We start from the raw sequence: 17,141 nt of genomic DNA on the forward strand, positions 1-17,141 counted from the left end.
TAATCTGACGGACAGTCAGCTACCGAGTTCGGGGAGGCCGATCGTGCAGTGGCAGAGCATCCCGGAGCTGGTCCGCGGGGCGGCCGAGCGGTACGCGGACACCGAGGCGGTGGTGGAGGGCCGGACCCGCATCTCGTACGGCGAACTCGGCGCCCGTGTCGAACGGTCGGCGGCGGCCTGCCTCGCGAACGGCGTCGCGCCGGGTGACCGGGTCGCCGTCTGGGCCCCCAACTCACTGGACTGGATCGTGGCGGCGCTGGGCGCGGTGTCGGCGGGCGCGGTGCTCGTACCGGTGAACACCCGGTTCAAGGGCACGGAGGCGGCGGACGTACTGCGCCGCAGCGGGGCCCGGCTGCTCTTCGTGACCGGCACCTTCCTGGGCACCTCGTACGTGGCGTCGCTGCGCAGGGCCGTCGCTCAGGGGCCGGGGCTGCCGGAGCTGCGGCACGTGGTCGTGCTGTCGGACGACGCCCCCGCGGACTTCCGCACCTGGAAGGACTTCCTGGCGAGCGGGGACGGGGTGGGCCAGGCGCAGGTGCGGGCGCGCGCGGCGGCCGTGGCCGGCTCCTGGCCCTCGGACATCGTCTTCACGTCCGGGACGACGGGCCGCCCGAAGGGCGCGGTGATCACCCATGCGCAGACCCTGCGCGCCTACGAGGTGTGGAGCGACCTGGCGGGACTGCGCCACGGCGACCGCTACCTCATCGTGAACCCCTTCTTCCACACCTTCGGCTACAAGGCGGGGGTGATCGCCTGCCTGATGCGGGGCGCGACGATGATCCCCCAGCCGGTGTTCGACATCGACACGGCACTCGCGAACATCGCGGCGGAACGGGTGTCGGTGCTGCCGGGGCCGCCCACGCTGCACCAGTCGCTGCTGGACCACCCGGCCCGCGCCGCGCACGACCTCTCGGCGCTGCGGCTGGTGGTGACCGGCGCGGCGGTGGTGCCCCTGCGGCTGGTGGACCGCCTGCGCGGGGAACTGGGTGTGGAGACGGTGCTGACGGCGTACGGCCTGTCGGAGGCCAGCGGCATCGTGACGATGTGCCGGCGCGGTGACGACCCGTCGGTGGTCGCGTCCACGTCGGGGCGCGCGATACCGGGCACACAGGTCCGTGTCGAGGCGCCGGTCGGCGAGCCCGGCGAGGTGCTGGTGCGGGGCTTCAACGTCATGCGGGGCTACTACGAGGACCCGGCGGCGACGGCGGAGGTGCTGACGGCGGACGGCTGGCTGCGCACGGGCGATGTGGGTGTCCTGGACGAGTCGGGCAATCTGCGGATCACCGACCGCATCAAGGACATGTTCATCGTCGGCGGCTTCAACGCCTACCCCGCGGAGATCGAGCAGACCCTGGGCCTGCATCCCGCGGTCGCGGACGTCGCGGTGATCGGCGTACCCGACGCGCGGCTGGGCGAGGTGGGCAAGGCGTTCGTGGTGCGCCGGCCGGGCGCGGTGCTGACCGGGGACGACCTGATGGCGTGGGCGCGGCGGGAGATGGCCAACTACAAGGTGCCGCGAGTGGTGGAGTTCGTGGCGGAGCTGCCGCGCAACGCGAGCGGGAAGGTGCTCAAGGGGGAGCTGCGGGGACGAGGCGCCGCGCCCGCATGACACCCCTCGGCCGCGGCGGCTCCCCTCCGTGCCGCCGCGGCCGATCCCCGTGGGGTGTGGTCCTCAGGCCTCGTCGCTCGTGATGTGGGTGTCGCCGAGCGGCTTGACCGTGCCCGCGTCGGCGTCGGTGATGTGGGTGTCCCCGAGCGGCTTGACCGTGCCCGCGTCGGCGTCGGTGATGTGCGTGTCGCCGAGCGGCTTGACGGTGCCGTCGGTCTTCTTCTCTTCGGCCATGCTGTTCAACTCCTGTGGCTGGGTGACGAGGCCCGCCCGGCGACTCCCCCGAGGGCCGCCGGACGGGCTGGTCAGGGCCGTTCACCTTAACGGTGGGCCTTCTTGACGTACCGTCTGCCCCCCGACGCGACGGTTCGACGGCACTCAGCATGCCGGGGGGCGATAAACGAACGATGAACGCGGGCCGTGGCCGGCTACACGGCGGCCATGGGGAGGAGCAGGCCCCGCACCTCCGCGGCCTCCGGGGAGCCCAGGCCCTCGTAGATGGACAGGGCCTCACGCCAGCAGGCCTGCGCACGGTCGAGCTGCCCGATGCCGTACAGGGCACGCCCCAGGACGGTGAGCACGTTCCCCCGCCGCCAGTCCCCGCCGATGCCGCGGAGCACCGCGAGTGACTGCTCCGCGAGCGTGGCGGCCTGGGCCGGCCTGCCCTCGGTGAGCAGTATCTCGGCGATCCGGAAGATCGTCATGCCCTCCCAGAGGCGCTGGCGACTGTCCCGGAAGACCTCAAGCGCTTCATTCAGCTGTTCGACGGCATGGGTGAGCTCCCTGGCCTGCGCGAGGGCCAGCCCCAGCGCGTAGCGGCCGTTGGCGCCGCGCAGGGTGTGGCCCAGACGGTCGTAGATGCTGACGCCCTCGCGCGCGAGCTCGATCGCGCTCGTGGTCCGCCCCATGGCCAGGTGGGCACGGGAGAGGTTGCACAGCGCGCTGGCCTCACCCGCCAGGTTGCCGTCCGACCGGAAGCTGGTGATGGCCTCCTGCAGGTAACCGGCCCCTTCGGCGTGCCGGCCGCCGTAGACCGCGATCACCCCGCGATGGTTCGGCACCCAGCTGTTGAGGGCCGGATCGCTGACCTCCCGTGCCAGAGTCGCCGCCCGGCCGACTTCCTCGTCGGCCTGGGTGAAGCGGCCCGCCGCCAGATGGGCGTCGGTCAGCGTCGTGCGGGCCCGGCCTTCCGCCTGCGCGTCGCCCGCCGCCTGAGCGGCGTCGCGTGCGGCCGTCGCCGCTGCCTCGTAGTCACGGGAGTTGGCGCCGGACTCGGCCAGGTCCTTGGCCGCCCAGAGGAGGTCGACGGCCCTGCGCAGCTCGCCGGTGCGCACGGCCTGACTCGCGCAGGCCAGCAGGCAGTTCGCCTCGGAGTACAGCCAGTCCTGCGCCTCGTGGCGATCGCCGAAGCGCAGGCCCGGGAACTGCCCGTGCTCCAGGTGGTCCACCAGCCGGTCGCCGGGCCGCTCGATCGCGTACACCTGCGCGGTCGTGGCCAGGTAGAAGTCCAGCAACCGCGACAGCGCCGCGTCCCGCTCGCTCGGCGGCTGCTCGTCCCGTTCCGCGCAGGCACGCGCGTAGAGCCGGACCAGATCGTGGTACCGGTACCGGCCGGGCGCCGCCGACTCCAGCAGCGACGTGTCCACGAGGGACTCCAGCAGGTCCTCGGCCGCCTCCACCGGCAGGTCCAGCACAGCCGCCGCGGCGGCGAGCGAGATGTCCGGGCCGTCGGCCAGCCCCAGCAGCCGGAAGGCGCGGGCCTGGGCGGGCTCCAGGGCGCCGTAGCCGAGCTCGAAGGTCGCCTTCACCGCGAGGTCACCGGCCTGCAGCTCGTCCAGGCGGCGGCGTTCGTCCGCGAGCTTGGCGGCGAGCACCGACACCGTCCATGTGCGCCGCGATGCCAGGCGGGACGCGGCGATACGGATCGCCAGCGGCAGGAAGCCGCACGCCGCGACCACGTCCAGGGCCGCCTCGCGCTCCGAGGCGACCCGCTCCTCGCCCACGATCTTCGTGAACAGGGACAGCGCCTCGTCCGGGGACATCACGTCCAGGTCGACCAGATGGGCACCCGCCAGGTCCACCATGCGCACCCGGGACGTCACCAGCGCCGCGCAGCCCTCCATGCCCGGCAGCAGGGGCCGCACCTGGGCGGCGTCCTTGGCGTTGTCCAGGAGCACGAGCACCCGCCGGCCGTCCAGCACCGACCGGTACAGCGCCGCCCGCTCCTCCAGCGAGTCCGGGATCGCCGAGTCGGCCGTGCCCAGCGCCCGCAGGAAGGAACCCAGGACCGTCTCCGGATCCGCCGCCCGCGGGCCGGCGCCCTGGAGGTCGACGTAGAGCTGACCGTCGGGGAAGGCCGTGCGGGCCTGGTGCGCCACATGCACCGCCAACGTCGTCTTGCCCACTCCGCCGATGCCGGCCAGGGCGGACACGGCCATCACCCGGCCGTCCGCGGAGGCGAGGACCTCGCCCAGCTCCGCGACGAAGGCGGCACGCCCCGTGAAGTCCTGGACCGTGGCGGGCAGTTGTGCCGGGCGCACCGGGACCACCGCCGGTTCCGCCACCGGTGCCGACGGCTCCGCCAGTGCCGGGTCCGCCTGCAGGATGCGCTGTTGCAGCTCCTTCAGGCCCGGACGGGGGTCCACGCCCAGCTCGTCCGCCAGCAGTCGGCGCGTGTCCGCGTACACCGCCAGCGCCTCCGCCTGCCGCCCACTGCGGTACAGGGCGAGCATCAGCAGCTCCCGCAGCCGCTCCCGCAGGGGATGCGCCGCCGTCAGCGCCGTCAGCTCCGAGACCGCCTCCGCGTGGCAGCCCTGCTCCAGGTCCATGTCGAGGCGGGACTCCAGCAGTTGGAGCCGCCACTCCTCCAGGCGGACCCGCTGCGCCTCCGCGTAGGGCCCGGGGACCGAGGCGAGCACCTCGCCGTCCCACAGGGCCAGCGCCCGGCCCAGGACCTCCCGGGCGTGACTCAGGTCCCCGGCGCCGCGCGCCTTCTCCGCCTCCGCCGCCAGGTCCTGTGCCCGCGCGAGGTCCAGCGCGCCCTCGGCCAGGCCCCGCACCGCGTAGCCGCCGGACTCGCTCACCAGGACTCCGGGGTCCAGCACCTTGCGCAGCCGGGAGGCGTACGTCCGTACCGCGGCCAGCGCCTGCGACGGCGGTTCCTCGCCCCACAGGGCGTCGATCAGCTCCGCCGCGGTGGCCGTACGGCCCTCGCGCAGCAGCAGGGCCGCGAGCAGGGCGCGCTGCTGCGGGGAACCGGTGGGCAACTGCTCCTCGCCGCGCCACGCGCGCACCGGGCCGAGCACAGCGAAGCGCAGCGCCGCCACCGGCTCCGCCGCTTCTGCCGAGGCGCCGGGACGCCTCTGCTCCGGCACTCGCGGTACCCCGTCCATCGCAGTCCCCCTAGGACCCGTTTACATCTCCGCCAGTTTGCCTTGTTCCGGCAGTCGCGTCAGCTGGGGAGGGACCGATCCGGCACTGGCGCGCGGGATATCACAGGGCCCTCACACGCCCTTCGCAAGGAGGCCCCGACCGACATAGCTGACGGTCCGTCAGATCGGCGCTACCGTGAACGCCATGGACGACACCGAGACGACGTTTCCGCTGATCATCTCCGTCGACGACCACACCGTGGAGCCGCCCAACGTGTGGCAGGACCGGCTGCCGAAGAAGTACCTCGACACCGGCCCCCGCACGGTCCGTGCCCCGCTGCGGGAGATGACCTTCCTCGGCGGCCGGTTCAAGCCCGTCATGGGCCGCCAGGGCGAGGACGGCCCGATCGGCGACTGGTGGGTCTACGAGGACCTGCACCGGCCCTTGACCCGCCTGGACACGGCCGTCGGCTACGGCAGGGACGAGATCAAGCTCGAAGTCATCACCTACGAGCAGATGCGCCCGGGTTCCTACGACGTGCCCGCCCGCCTCGCCGACATGGACGTCAACCACGTCCAGTCCGCGCTGTGCTTCCCGACCTTCCCCCGCTTCTGCGGCCAGACCTTCACCGAGGCCGCGGACCACGAGCTGGGCATGCTGTGCATCCGGGCCTACAACGACTGGATGGTGGAGGAGTGGTGCGGCCCCGAGGCGCACGGCCGTCTCATACCGCTCACTCTCATCCCGCTCTGGGACGCCGAACTGGCGGCGGCGGAGGTCCGGCGCAACGCGGCGCGCGGTGTGCGTGCCGTCGCCTTCTCGGAGATACCCCCGCATCTCGGCCTGCCCTCCGTCCACACCGACGCCTGGGACCCCTTCCTCGCCGCCTGCGACGAGACCGGCACGGTGGTCGCCATGCACATCGGCTCCTCCAGCCGGATGCCCTCCACCTCCGCCGACGCACCGCCCGCGGTCGGGTCCACGATCACTTTCGCCAACTGCTGCTTCTCGATGGTCGACTGGCTGATGAGCGGCAAGTTCGAGCGTTTCCCGAACCTCAAGGTCATGTACGCCGAGGGGCAGATCGGCTGGATCCCCTACATCCTGGAGCGCGCCGACGTGGTGTGGGAGGAGAACCGCGGCTGGGGCGGGGTCGCCGACAAGGTGCACCGGCCGCCGTCCGAGCTGTTCGCCGACCACGTCTACGGCTGCTTCTTCGACGACGCCTTCGGTCTGCGCAACCTGGACGCGATCGGGCTGAACAACGTCCTGTACGAGACCGACTACCCGCACTCCGACTCCACGTGGCCCGAGTCCCGCCAGGTCGGTGAGGCGCAGATGGGGCACCTGGACCCCGAGGTCGTCGAGCGGATCGTGCGGCGCAACGCGATCGAGCTGCTGGGGCTGACCGACGACGGGCTCTGGGAGGGCTCGCGATGAGCCTGTCGTACGGGATCCAGCTCCCCGTCCAGTCCCAGAGCACGATCTACGCCGAGCCCTGGGAGGCCGCGGCCGGTCCCGCCGACCTGGTCGCCGTCGCCCGCGCCGCCGACCGCGCGGGCTTCGCCTACCTCGCGTGCTGCGACCACGTCGCCGTCCCGCGCCGCCTGGCGCCCGCGATGAGCACGGTCTGGTACGACCCCGTCGCCACCCTCGCCCATCTCGCGGCGGTCACCGAGCGCGTCCGGCTGCTCAGCCACGTCGCCGTCGTGGGACTGCGGCATCCGCTGCTCAGCGCGAAGCAGTACGCCACCCTCGACCACTTGTCGGGCGGCCGGCTGATCCTCGGCGTCGGGGCCGGCCATGTGCGCGAGGAGTTCGAGGCGCTGGGGGTCGACTTCGAGCGGCGCGGACTCGTCCTCGACGAGACGATCGACGCCCTGCGGGCCGCCCTCGGGCCCGAGGAGTTCCCCGAACACCACGGCAAGCTCTACGACTTCGAGGGCCTGGGGCAGCTGCCGCGGCCCACCCAGGAGCGCGTCCCGGTGTGGGTCGGCGGCTCCTCCCCGGCCGCCGTGCGCAGGGCCGCGCTCAAGGGGGACGGCTGGCTGCCGCAGGGGGACCCGCGTGACCGGCTGCCGGCGCAGATCGCGCGGATCCGGCAGCTGCGCGAACAGGCCGGCCGCGACGCGCCGTTCGTCGTCGGAGCCATCGCCGAGCCGCTGTACGTCGGCAGCCCCGGCTGGGACGTCGGACGCCGCACGCTCACCGGCGGCGGCGAGGAGCTCGCCGAGTCGCTGCGGGCCTACCGTGCCATGGGTGTGCACCAGGTCCAGGTGCGCTTCCGGTGCCGCGGCCGCTCCGAACTCACCGACCAGATCGAGGCGTTCGGGGCGGAGGTGGCACCGCTGATGTAGCCGGGCCGTCGCTGCGCGCATCCAGCATCTGACGCATCGTCAGATATGGCGCTACGATGCGGGCTCCACCGTGTCCACCGCGTGAAGGGGGCCGTAATGGGCAAGCTCGACGGGCGGGTCGTCATCGTCACCGGGGCGGCACGCGGGCAGGGGGAACAGGAGGCGCGCCTCTTCGCCGCGGAGGGCGCGAAGGTCGTCGTGGCGGACGTCCTCGACGAACAGGGAGCGGCGCTGGCCGAGGAGATGGGCGCGCTCTACGTCCACCTGGACGTGGGCCGTGAGGCCGACTGGAAGGCCGCGGTCACCGCCGCGCGTGCGGCGTACGGCCATGTCGACGGCCTCGTCAACAACGCCGGCATCCTGCGCTTCAACTCGCTCGTCGACACGCCCCTGGACGAGTTCATGCAGGTCGTGCGGGTCAACCAGGTCGGCTGCTTCCTCGGGGTCAAAACGGTGGCGCCCGAGATGGCCGACGGCGGCACGATCGTGAACACCGCCTCGTACACGGGGGTGACGGGCATGGCGGCCGTGGGTGCGTACGCGGCCACCAAGCACGCCGTCCTCGGTCTCACCCGCGTCGCCGCCCTGGAGCTCGCGCCCCGTGGGATCCGGGTCAACGCCGTGTGTCCCGGCGCCATCGACACCGCGATGTCCAACCCCGCCCACCTGGACCCGGCGGCGGACGCCGAGGAGACCTCCAGGGCCCTGGACGGGCTGTACCGCAAGCTCGTGCCGCTCGGCCGGATCGGCCGGCCGCAGGAGGTGGCGCGCCTCGCGCTGTTCCTGACCTCGGAGGACTCCTCGTACATCACGGGGCAGCCGTTCGTCATCGACGGCGGCTGGCTGGCCGGGGTGTCCGTCATCTGACTGACCGTCAGCTATTGACGGTGTCCGCGGGCGGTGCGACAGTCGGGCGGCAAAGGATCTGACGGTTCGTCAGGAACTAGGGATGGTGACCCGCCGTGGAATTCGGGCTCTTTGTACAGGGGTACGTGGGCAAGCGCGCCGAGACCGACCCACTCGCCGAGCACAAGGCGCTGATGGAGGAGACCGAGTACGTCATCCAGGCGGACAAGTCCGGCTTCAAGTACGCGTGGGCATCGGAGCACCACTTCCTGGAGGAGTACTCGCACCTCTCCGCGAACGACGTGTTCCTCGGCTACCTGGCGCACGCGACCGAGCGGATCCACCTCGGCTCCGGGATCTTCAACCCGCTCGCCCAGGTCAACCACCCGGTCAAGGTGGCCGAGAAGGTCGCCATGCTCGACCATCTCTCGCAGAACCGCTTCGAGTTCGGCTCCGGCCGCGGCGCCGGCTCCCACGAGATCCTCGGGTTCCTGCCGGGCATCACCGACATGAACCACACCAAGGAGATCTGGGAGGAGACGATCGCCGAGTTCCCGAAGATGTGGCTCCAGGACGAGTACGCCGGCTTCCAGGGCAAGCACTGGTCCCTGCCGCCGCGCAAGGTGCTGCCCAAGCCGTACGGGAAGTCGCATCCGGCGATGTGGTACGCGGCCGGATCGCCCCCGTCGTACGCGATGGCGGCGAGGAAGGGCCTGGGCGTGCTCGGGTTCAGTGTGCAGAAGGTCTCCGACATGGAGTGGGTGCTGGAGCAGTACAAGACGGCTGTCGTGAACGCCGAACCCGTCGGGGACTTCGTCAACGACAACGTGATGGTGACGACGACGGCGATCTGCGCGCCGACGCACGCCGAGGCGATCGAGATCGCGGTCAACGGCGGGCTGCACTATCTGCCGTCGCTGGTGTTCCGGTACCACGACACGTTCCCCCGCCCCGAGGGCTTCCCGGTGTGGCCGCAGACGCTGCCGGAGTACACCGCGGAGTTCGTGGAGCTGCTGATCGAGGAGGAACTGCTGATCTGCGGTGACCCCGACGAGGTGCTCACGCAGTGCAAGCGGTGGGAGCAGGCGGGCGCCGACCAGTTGAGCTTCGGGCTGCCGGTGGGCGTGCCGAAGGAGGAGACGCTGCAGACGATCCGGCTGATCGGGGAGCACGTGATTCCGAAGATCGACACGGATCCGGTGCATCGGACGTCGCGGTTCCGCAGGGGTGCTTGAGCGTCGTCGGCGGGGGCGGGTGCGTTGTGGCTGGTCGCCCCTGGGTGGGCTGGCGGGCCCGGAGTTGAAGGAGGCAACGTAATGCTCGATCACGTCATCAAGGGCGCGTCCGTTGTCGACGGGACCGGCGCGCCCGCGTACACCGCCGACGTCGGCATACGCGACGGCCGTATCGCCGTCGTCGGGGCCGTCACCGGACAGGCCCGGACCACCGAGGACGCCTCCGGGCTCGTCCTCGCGCCCGGCTTCGTCGACCCCCACACCCACTACGACGCCCAGCTCTTCTGGGACCCCTACGCCACACCCTCCCTCAATCACGGCGTCACGACCGTCGCCGCCGGGAACTGCGGGTTCACGCTCGCGCCGCTGAACCCCGACCGGCCCGGCGACGCCGACTACACCCGGCGCATGATGTCGAGGGTCGAGGGCATGTCGCTGGTGGCGCTGGAGGAGGGGGCGCCCTGGAGCTGGCAGTCCTTCGGGGACTATCTGGACGCCCTGGAGGGGCGGATCGCCGTCAACGCCGGGTTCATGGTGGGCCACTGCGCGCTGCGGCGGTACGTGATGGGCCCGCGGGCCGTCGGCGGACAGCCCACCGACCAAGAGCTCGCCGCCATGCTCCGGCTCTTCCACGAGGCCATGGAGGCCGGTGCCTGGGGGTTCTCCACCACCCAGTCGTCCAGCCACTCCGACGGCGACGGGCAGCCGGTGGCCTCCCGGCACGCGCGACCGGCGGAGCTGCTGGCGCTCGCGCGGGCCGTCGCCGAACACGAGGGCACGCAGATCGAGGCGATCGTCGCGGGGTGTCTCGATCAGTTCAGCGACGCCGAGATCGATCTGCTGGCGGACCTGAGCGCGGCGGCCGGGCGGCCGCTGAACTGGAACGTGCTGACCATCGACGCGGCCGTCCCGGAGCGAGTGCCGCGGCAACTGCTCGCGAGTGAGCGGGCGCGCAAGGCGGGCGGCCGGGTCGTGGCCCTCACCATGCCGATCCTCACGCCGATGAACATGTCGCTGGGCACCTTCTGCGCCCTCAACCTGATCCCGGGCTGGGGCCCGATCCTGGCCCTGCCCGTGCCGGAGCGCATCGCCAGGCTCCGCGACCCCGACGTGCGGGCCGAGATGCTGCGGCGGGCGGGCTCGAAGGAGGCGGGCGTCTTCAGACGGCTGACGCACTTCGGGCGGTACGTCATCGGCGACACCTACAGCGAGGCCAACCGCGGGCTGAGCGGGCGGATCGTGCGGGACATCGCCGAGGAGCGCGGCCAGGAACCCTTCCAGTGCCTGGTCGAGATCTGCGCCGCGGACGACCTGCGTACGGTCCTGTGGCCGATGCCCACCGACAACGACCCCGCGTCCTGGGCGCTGCGCGCCGAGACCTGGCAGCACGAGGACGTGCTGCTCGGCGGCTCGGACGCGGGGGCGCATCTGGACCGGATGTGCGGGGCGCCGTACACCACCCGGTTCCTCGGGGACTGTCTGCGCGGGCGGCGGCTGGCGAGCCTGGAGCAGGCCGTGAAGATGCTGACGGACGATCCCGCCCGGCTCTTCGGGCTCCGGGAGCGCGGCCGGATCCAGGAGGGCTTCCATGCCGATCTGGTGCTCTTCGACCCGGAGCGGATCGACGCCGGCACGGCCACCCTGGTGCACGACCTGCCGGGTGACAGTCCGCGGCTGGACTCCCGGGCGATCGGGGTACGGGCCGTGTGGGTCAACGGGGTCGAGGCGATCCGGGACGACGTGGTGACCGGGGCCGTGCCGGGGCGGGTGCTGCGCTCGGGGCGCGACACCAGGACGGTGGCGACGAGGTGAGTGCCGAGGGCGTCGAGCGGCAGCGGTTGTTCGTCGGCGGTTCGTGGGTGGAGCCGGACGGCGGCTGTTACCCCGTGATCGACCCGGCGACCGAGGACCTCGTCGGATGGGCTCCGGAGGCCTCGCCGGATCAGGTGCACGCGGCCTGCGCCGCGGCCCGCGAGGCCTTCGGGCCGTGGTCGCGTACGGCGCCGGAGGAACGGGCGGCCGTACTGGGGCGGGCGGCGGACATCATCCGCGGCCACCTCGTGCCGTACGCCGACCTCGCGCAGGCCGAGACCGGCGCGACCACGTCGACGGCCCGCGGCATGCAGGTCGGTGTCGGCGCGGCCAGGTTCCGGCGGTACGCGCGCGTGGAGCCCGCGGAGTGGGCGATACCGCCGCAGATCAACGGGGCCGGGCATGGGGGTACCTCCCACGCCCTCAAGGCAGCGGGGGAGGGGAAGGCGGGTGTGCTGGGCGCCCTGGCCGTCCGCCGGCCCGTCGGGGTCGTCACCTGCATCACCTCGTACAACAACCCGTGGGCCAACCCCGCGGGCAAGATCGCGCCCGCGCTCGCCATGGGCAACACCGTCGTGGTGAAGCCGGCTCCGCAGGACCCGCTGTCCGTCTACCGGATGGCCGAGGCACTGGAGGCCGCCGGGGCGCCCGCGGGGGTGGTGAACGTCGTCTCCGGCCGCTCGGTGGAGGTCGGCGAGGCGGCCGTGGCCGGGGACGTGGACATGGTGAGCTTCACCGGCTCCACGGCGGTCGGGCAGCGGATCGCCGAGGTGTGCGGGCGGGACATGAAACGGCAGTTGATGGAGCTCGGGGGGAAGGGCGCGGCGGTCGTCTTCGACGACGCGGACATCGGCTCGGCGGTCGCCGGGATCGGCACCACCTTCTCCTTCTACAGCGGGCAGATCTGCACCGCGCCGACGCGGGTGCTGGCCCAGCGCGGTGTGTACGAGCGGCTGGTCGAGCAACTGGCGCTGTACGCGGGCCGGTTGCGGGTCGGGGACCCGCGCGACCCGGCCACGGTCGTCGGGCCGGTGATCTCGGCCGGGCACCGGGACCGGGTGGAGGCGTACGTGGAGGCGGGCCGAAAGGACGGCGCGGTCGTGGTGGCCGGCGGTGAGCGGCCGCCGCTCGACCGGGGTTTCTACGTGGCCCCCACCCTCCTCGCGGACTGCACGCCCGACATGCGGGTGGTGCGGGAGGAGATCTTCGGGCCGGTCGTCTGCGTGATCCCCTTCGACGAGGAGGAAGAGGGCATCGCCCTCGCCGACGACACGGACTACGGCCTGATCGACTACGTCTGGTCCGGCGACGTCGCCCGCGCCTTCCGGGTCGCCCGGCTGCTGCGGGCCGGCGGCGTCGGCATCAACACCGTCGGCCGCAACATGGAGGCGCCGTTCGGCGGTTTCAAGAAGAGCGGTGTCGGCCGGGACGTCGGCTCGTACGCCCTGCACGCGTACAGCGAGCTGCAGTCGATCGTCTGGCCGGGGTGAGACCTCGGACAGCACGGGGGCGCGGCACGGGCGGGCGTCCTCAGTCCCTGTCCAGGTCCACCCGCACGGTCAGCAGCCCCGTCCCGATCAGCCGTACCGCCGCGCTGTTGAGGCGGGGCAGGCGGCGCAGACGGGCCACCGGGTCGTCGTCCGGCAGCAGGTGGGCGGTGCCCGCGTACCACCGCCCCCGGATCCGCACCCGCACCCGCGGATCCGCCTCGATGTTGCGGACGTAACCCGACCTGCGCCCGAACTCCGAGACCAGCCAGAAGGAGTCGGCGACCCGGCGTCCGCCCACCGGCGTGTGCCGGGGGAGCCCGGAGACGCGCCCCGTGGTCTCCAGGACCGTCTGGAACGGCATCCGGCGCAGCACCGGGTTGGCGACACGCCGCTGGAACGTGGTGGCGACGCGGAATCTGAGGTCGGCCGAGCGGGACATCGTGTGAGGGTCTCCTGTTTCCTGCCGGGTGGCACGGTGTGAAGGTCGAACTGTTGCTTCAATGGTTCCCGACGCGGCAGGACGAGAGCGGGTGGCTGCGGATGCGGGTCGTGACCTGGAACCTCTGGTGGCGCTTCGGGCCCTGGGAGGCCCGGCAGAAGGCGATTCTCGCCGCGTTGCGCGAACTGCGCCCCGACGTCGTCGGCCTCCAGGAGGTGTGGGCCGCCGGCGGTGAGAACCAGGCGGAGTGGCTGGCCGGAGAACTCGGCATGCACTGGGCCTGGGCCCCCTCGCCCGCTCCCGAACGCTGGCGCCGCAGGATCGGCGACCCCACGGTCGACATAGGGAACGCCGTACTGAGCCGCTGGCCGGTGGTGGCCCAGCGGGCGCTGCGCCTGCCGGCCCCCTCCGACGTCGACGACGGCCGGCTGGCCCTCCACACCCGCCTGGCCACCCCCGCCCACGACCTCCTCTTCGTCACCGCCCATCTCACCTCCGCCCCGCACGGCTCGGCCGTCCGCTGCCGCCAGGTCACCGCGCTCGCCGGGTTCATCGCCGAGAACCGGGTCTCCACGCCGTTCCCGACGGTGGTCACCGGGGACTTCAACGCGCGGCCGGACGCCGACGAGATCCGTCTCTTCGGCGGCCACCGGACCGCCCCGGTCGTGCCGGGCCAGGTCTTCTTCGACGCCTGGCAGTACGCCGATCCTGCCGCGCCCTCGGCCACGTGGGACCGCGACAACCCGTACGTCGCCTCCGGCCGGGAGCCGAGTGCGCGGATCGACTACATCCACGTGGAGCCGCCCGGGGCGGGCGGGCTGGGCCGTGTGCGCGCCGTACGGCGCGCGGGCGACGGCCCGGTCGACGGCGTCTGGCCGTCGGACCACGCGGCGGTGGTCGCCGACCTGGCGGACGAGCCGGCCCCCTGACGCCGCCGTGCCCGGACCCCGGGCGGGCCGAGGGCAGGCGCGGACGGCGTACCCGCCCACACGGCCTTCAGCCGCGGTGACAGAACCCGGCGAGCAGCCGCGGCCCCGGCAGGTGACGGGCAGGCGTCGTCGGTCGGCAGGCCCCCGGACCGCACGGGACGCGTGCCGTGCGGTCCGGTCGGCGGCGCCACCGGCGAGCGCGGGGGCGGTCATCCGGGGGCGTGCCCCAGGAAGATCGGGTTCGTGAACGCCGCCAGCGCGCCGGGGAGCGGCCCGGCCGCCGTCTCGTGACGCAGCTCCGCCCGTACGTAGGCCGCGTACGACGGCGTCGTACGCCACTCCACGACCCCCGCCCCCGACACCGGCAGCGGTGCGCTCGTGAACAGCACGCCCTGGTCGGTGACGAAGCGGACCGTGCAGCGGGGGGCGCCGGACGCCTCCAGCCGGACCGTGACCGGGGTGTCCCGGTCGACCTCCAACCGCCCGCCGATGCCCGCGTGCCGACCGCGTCCGCCCGACACGGTGAACGCCAGGGACACGTTCTTCGACTCGGCCACGTACGACCGCCCCGCCCGGATGCCCTCCTGGATCGCCTCTCGGGTGAGGTCGTCGGCGAGGACGACCGTCTGCGGGCTGCCGACCGGGTCGGGGTCGCGGTGGGCGTCGCTGTTGCCCATCGCCGGGATCCAGGAGCGGGTGGCCGAGCGCACGGACGCGACCAGCATGCTGTCCCAGTCGGCCAGGGCCATCTCGTCGTCGGGGGTGTAGGGGCCGTTCCAGACCTCGACCGCGTCGGCCTCGCCGAAGCCGAACTTCCAGTTGCAGCCGACACAGGTGGCGTGCGGGTGGGCCGGGACCACGAGGCCGCCCGCCGCCCGGATCTGCCGGGCGAAACGGCCGAAGCGGTTGTCCCGGGCCCGGTAGCGCCAGTCGACGAAGGTCCCGGGGTCGGTGCCGAGCGCCACCACGTGCCCGTTCCTCGTCGTGACCTCCTCGCCCAGCATGATCAGCAGGTCGTCGCCCGCCACGTCCGCCCAGTGCGCGTGCGAGGAGTGCGTGTTGTGCTCGGAGGTGTTGATGAAGTCCAGGCCCGCCGCCCGCGCCAGCGCCGCGATCTCGGCGGGTGTGCGGCGCCCGTCGGAGTACCAGGAGTGCAGGTGGCAGTCGCCCCGGTACCAGGCCCGGCCCCGGCCCTTCGCCCGATCCGGCGGGTACGTCGGCTCGACCGCCTCGCCGGGCTCGCCGTACGTCAACGTGATCGTGACCTCGTACGGCAGGCCCTGCGGTGCGACCGTGTAGGGGCCGAGCGCGATGTGCCAGGTGCCCTTGCGGACCGGGCCCGGGATGTACCCCGGCGTGGCGTCGTCCGCCCGGATGAAGAACTCCGTGCGCGCACCGCCCGACCAGCCGCGGAAGCCCCGGCCGCCGAGGTCCGTGCCGCGCTGGTCGAACATGCCGATGTCCAGGGCGTTGCCCGGGGTCCCGGCCGGGACGGAGGGCTTGTCGTAGGTGTAGGAGACCTTGATCTCCCGTACGCCGGCGGGTACTTCCACCGGCAGGTACACGAAGTCGGGGGACCCGGGGGGCAGAGTGCCCCGCACGGTGCGGGTCTGCGTGCCCCGGCCGTTCTCGGCGCCTGACGCGAAGGTCACGCTTCCCAACGTAAGCGCGGCGGCGGCGCCCGTCACGAACAACGCGCGTCTTCCCAGGCCCGCGTGGTCGTCCTCGCACATGCTGCTGCTCCCCAGGTCGTCGTGAGTGACATGGCGTGGGTGGTGCAGTGGTGATGCGTGCAACTCTCGTATTCAGCCGTGAACTGCCGTGCAAGGGAAGGGAATCGGCGGACAATCGGCAGCCGAGCGGAAGGCGACCGGGACCGGGAACCATCCTGTGCCGACCAGTCGGTATGGACATCGCGGCGTCCGCGCGGTACAGATGCAGGCATGCGTATCTCCGTCACGATCTTCCTCACCGACGAGACGATCACCCCGACCCGGCTCGCCCGTGAGCTGGAGCAGCGGGGATTCGCCGGCCTGTACCTGCCCGAGCACACCCACATCCCGGTCGAGCGGACCACCCCCTACCCGGCCGGCGGGGACCTGCCGCCCGAATACGGCCGTACCCTCGACCCCTTCGTCGCGCTCGGCCAGGCCGCCGCCGTCACCGAACGCCTCGGCCTCGGCACCGGCATCACGCTCGTCGCCCAGCACGACCCGATCGGCCTGGCCAAGCAGATCGCGTCCCTGGACCACCTGTCGGGCGGGCGGTTCACGCTCGGCCTCGGCTTCGGCTGGAACGTCGAGGAAGCGGCCGACCACGGCGTCGACTGGGCCACGCGCCGCGAACTCGTCCGCGACCGGATGGCCCTGATGCGCGCGCTGTGGGCGGACGAACCCACCGCGTACGACGGCGAGTTCGGCGCGGTACGGGCCAGTTTCGCCTACCCCAAGCCGGTGCAGAAACCGCGCGGGCCGAAGGTCAACGGCCCGCGCACCCTCATCGGCGGAGCCGCCGGTCCGAAGCTGTTCGCGCACATCAGCGAGTACGCCGACGGGTGGCTGCCCATCGGCGGGCGCGGACTGTCCGAAAGTCTTCCCCGGCTGCGGGAGGTCTGGGCGGACGCCGGACGCGACCCCGAGACGCTCCAGGTGGTGCCGTACGCCGTGTATCCCAGCCCCGGCAAGCTCGCCCACTACGCGGACCTGGGGATCGAGGAGGTCGTGGTGCAGTTGCCGCCGGCGGGGGAGGCGGAGGTGCTGACGGCGCTGGACGCGTGCGCCGGGTATCTTCCCTGAGGGGAGAATCGAACACGAGGGGGAGATCACGCTGCGCATCTTCTGGTTGGCCTGGCTGGCACGGCACTTCGGCGAGTACGGCTACAGCCACGGGCTGGTGCGCGGGGCGATCGGCACGACCGCCGTGCTGGTGACCGCGATGCTGGTCTGGCTCGCGCTGCACCGCAACCGGCCGGCCGCCCTGACCGCCGCCGGTCTCACCTGCACCCTGGGCATCGGGTGGCTGGCCTTCCACTGACGGGTCGCCGGGCCTGATC

The 17,141-nt window shown here is 72.6% G+C and carries 14 protein-coding genes; 10 read left to right on the forward strand and 4 right to left on the reverse strand.

Annotated elements, in window-relative coordinates:
• Window positions 1-43 precede the first annotated feature (43 nt).
• Window positions 44-1,609: a FadD3 family acyl-CoA ligase gene (locus ACWCPI_RS14410; protein ID WP_451038415.1), complete on the forward strand. Its 1,566-nt coding sequence runs from the start codon at window positions 44-46 to the stop codon at window positions 1,607-1,609.
• Between the two features lie 63 nt (window positions 1,610-1,672).
• Here the strand turns inward: ACWCPI_RS14410 and ACWCPI_RS14415 are convergent, their stop codons facing one another.
• Complete coding sequence (locus tag ACWCPI_RS14415) at window positions 1,673-1,843, reverse strand: hypothetical protein (RefSeq protein ID WP_388807560.1); 171 nt, start codon at window positions 1,841-1,843, stop codon at window positions 1,673-1,675.
• A gap of 194 nt (window positions 1,844-2,037) precedes the next feature.
• The gene (locus ACWCPI_RS14420) at window positions 2,038-5,001 is read right to left on the reverse strand and encodes a BTAD domain-containing putative transcriptional regulator (protein ID WP_451038416.1); all 2,964 of its coding nucleotides are present in this window, start codon (window positions 4,999-5,001) and stop codon (window positions 2,038-2,040) included.
• A gap of 184 nt (window positions 5,002-5,185) precedes the next feature.
• On the opposite strand from ACWCPI_RS14420, the gene ACWCPI_RS14425 reads away from it, so the two are divergent.
• The 6 genes from ACWCPI_RS14425 to ACWCPI_RS14450 all read left to right on the forward strand — a co-directional run bounded on the left by ACWCPI_RS14425 (window position 5,186) and on the right by ACWCPI_RS14450 (window position 12,721).
• Window positions 5,186-6,421 (forward strand): amidohydrolase family protein, encoded by a 1,236-nt coding sequence (locus ACWCPI_RS14425; RefSeq protein WP_451038417.1) that lies wholly within the window; start codon window positions 5,186-5,188, stop codon window positions 6,419-6,421.
• On the forward strand, window positions 6,418-7,338 hold the full coding sequence (locus ACWCPI_RS14430; RefSeq protein ID WP_451038418.1) for an LLM class F420-dependent oxidoreductase: 921 nt from the start codon (window positions 6,418-6,420) through the stop codon (window positions 7,336-7,338). The genes ACWCPI_RS14425 and ACWCPI_RS14430 overlap by 4 nt, the downstream gene beginning before the upstream one ends.
• Window positions 7,339-7,434: 96 nt before the next feature.
• The gene (locus ACWCPI_RS14435) at window positions 7,435-8,205 is read left to right on the forward strand and encodes an SDR family NAD(P)-dependent oxidoreductase (protein WP_451038419.1); all 771 of its coding nucleotides are present in this window, start codon (window positions 7,435-7,437) and stop codon (window positions 8,203-8,205) included.
• 95 nt (window positions 8,206-8,300) lie between these two features.
• Window positions 8,301-9,419: an LLM class flavin-dependent oxidoreductase gene (locus tag ACWCPI_RS14440; protein ID WP_451038420.1), complete on the forward strand. Its 1,119-nt coding sequence runs from the start codon at window positions 8,301-8,303 to the stop codon at window positions 9,417-9,419.
• Between the two features lie 81 nt (window positions 9,420-9,500).
• The gene (locus ACWCPI_RS14445; RefSeq protein WP_451038421.1) at window positions 9,501-11,231 is read left to right on the forward strand and encodes an N-acyl-D-amino-acid deacylase family protein; all 1,731 of its coding nucleotides are present in this window, start codon (window positions 9,501-9,503) and stop codon (window positions 11,229-11,231) included.
• Window positions 11,228-12,721: an aldehyde dehydrogenase family protein gene (locus ACWCPI_RS14450; protein WP_451038422.1), complete on the forward strand. Its 1,494-nt coding sequence runs from the start codon at window positions 11,228-11,230 to the stop codon at window positions 12,719-12,721. Before ACWCPI_RS14445 ends, ACWCPI_RS14450 begins: the two co-directional genes overlap by 4 nt.
• 40 nt (window positions 12,722-12,761) lie before the next feature.
• On the opposite strand, the gene ACWCPI_RS14455 is transcribed toward ACWCPI_RS14450, so the two are convergent.
• The gene (locus tag ACWCPI_RS14455; protein WP_451038423.1) at window positions 12,762-13,160 is read right to left on the reverse strand and encodes a nitroreductase/quinone reductase family protein; all 399 of its coding nucleotides are present in this window, start codon (window positions 13,158-13,160) and stop codon (window positions 12,762-12,764) included.
• A gap of 101 nt (window positions 13,161-13,261) precedes the next feature.
• Here ACWCPI_RS14455 and ACWCPI_RS14460 point away from each other — a divergent pair, with 101 nt between their 5' ends.
• The gene (locus tag ACWCPI_RS14460; RefSeq protein ID WP_451038529.1) at window positions 13,262-14,089 is read left to right on the forward strand and encodes an endonuclease/exonuclease/phosphatase family protein; all 828 of its coding nucleotides are present in this window, start codon (window positions 13,262-13,264) and stop codon (window positions 14,087-14,089) included.
• A 209-nt stretch (window positions 14,090-14,298) separates the two neighbouring features.
• Here the strand turns inward: ACWCPI_RS14460 and ACWCPI_RS14465 are convergent, their stop codons facing one another.
• Window positions 14,299-15,822, reverse strand: coding sequence for a CehA/McbA family metallohydrolase (locus ACWCPI_RS14465; protein WP_451038424.1), 1,524 nt, complete (start codon window positions 15,820-15,822; stop codon window positions 14,299-14,301).
• Window positions 15,823-16,032: 210 nt separating this feature from the next.
• Here ACWCPI_RS14465 and ACWCPI_RS14470 point away from each other — a divergent pair, with 210 nt between their 5' ends.
• Together ACWCPI_RS14470 and ACWCPI_RS14475 are read left to right on the forward strand one after the other, a co-directional pair.
• Window positions 16,033-16,884 (forward strand): LLM class F420-dependent oxidoreductase, encoded by an 852-nt coding sequence (locus tag ACWCPI_RS14470; RefSeq protein WP_451038425.1) that lies wholly within the window; start codon window positions 16,033-16,035, stop codon window positions 16,882-16,884.
• 46 nt (window positions 16,885-16,930) lie between these two features.
• Entirely contained in the window at window positions 16,931-17,122 is a 192-nt protein-coding gene (locus ACWCPI_RS14475; RefSeq protein WP_451038426.1) for a hypothetical protein, read from the forward strand.
• Window positions 17,123-17,141: the final 19 nt, after the last annotated feature.

The sequence above is a fragment of the Streptomyces sp. NPDC001920 genome (assembly GCF_053594495.1).

Coding starts and splice junctions, on each gene's coding strand:
- ACWCPI_RS14465 (WP_451038424.1), bottom strand. CDS start 15,822: ATGTGCGAGGACGACCACGCGGGCCTGGGAAGACGCGCGTTGTTCGTG.
- ACWCPI_RS14420 (WP_451038416.1), bottom strand. CDS start 5,001: ATGGACGGGGTACCGCGAGTGCCGGAGCAGAGGCGTCCCGGCGCCTCG.
- ACWCPI_RS14445 (WP_451038421.1), top strand. CDS start 9,501: ATGCTCGATCACGTCATCAAGGGCGCGTCCGTTGTCGACGGGACCGGC.
- ACWCPI_RS14415 (WP_388807560.1), bottom strand. CDS start 1,843: ATGGCCGAAGAGAAGAAGACCGACGGCACCGTCAAGCCGCTCGGCGAC.
- ACWCPI_RS14425 (WP_451038417.1), top strand. CDS start 5,186: ATGGACGACACCGAGACGACGTTTCCGCTGATCATCTCCGTCGACGAC.
- ACWCPI_RS14430 (WP_451038418.1), top strand. CDS start 6,418: ATGAGCCTGTCGTACGGGATCCAGCTCCCCGTCCAGTCCCAGAGCACG.
- ACWCPI_RS14435 (WP_451038419.1), top strand. CDS start 7,435: ATGGGCAAGCTCGACGGGCGGGTCGTCATCGTCACCGGGGCGGCACGC.
- ACWCPI_RS14460 (WP_451038529.1), top strand. CDS start 13,262: ATGCGGGTCGTGACCTGGAACCTCTGGTGGCGCTTCGGGCCCTGGGAG.
- ACWCPI_RS14455 (WP_451038423.1), bottom strand. CDS start 13,160: ATGTCCCGCTCGGCCGACCTCAGATTCCGCGTCGCCACCACGTTCCAG.
- ACWCPI_RS14470 (WP_451038425.1), top strand. CDS start 16,033: ATGCGTATCTCCGTCACGATCTTCCTCACCGACGAGACGATCACCCCG.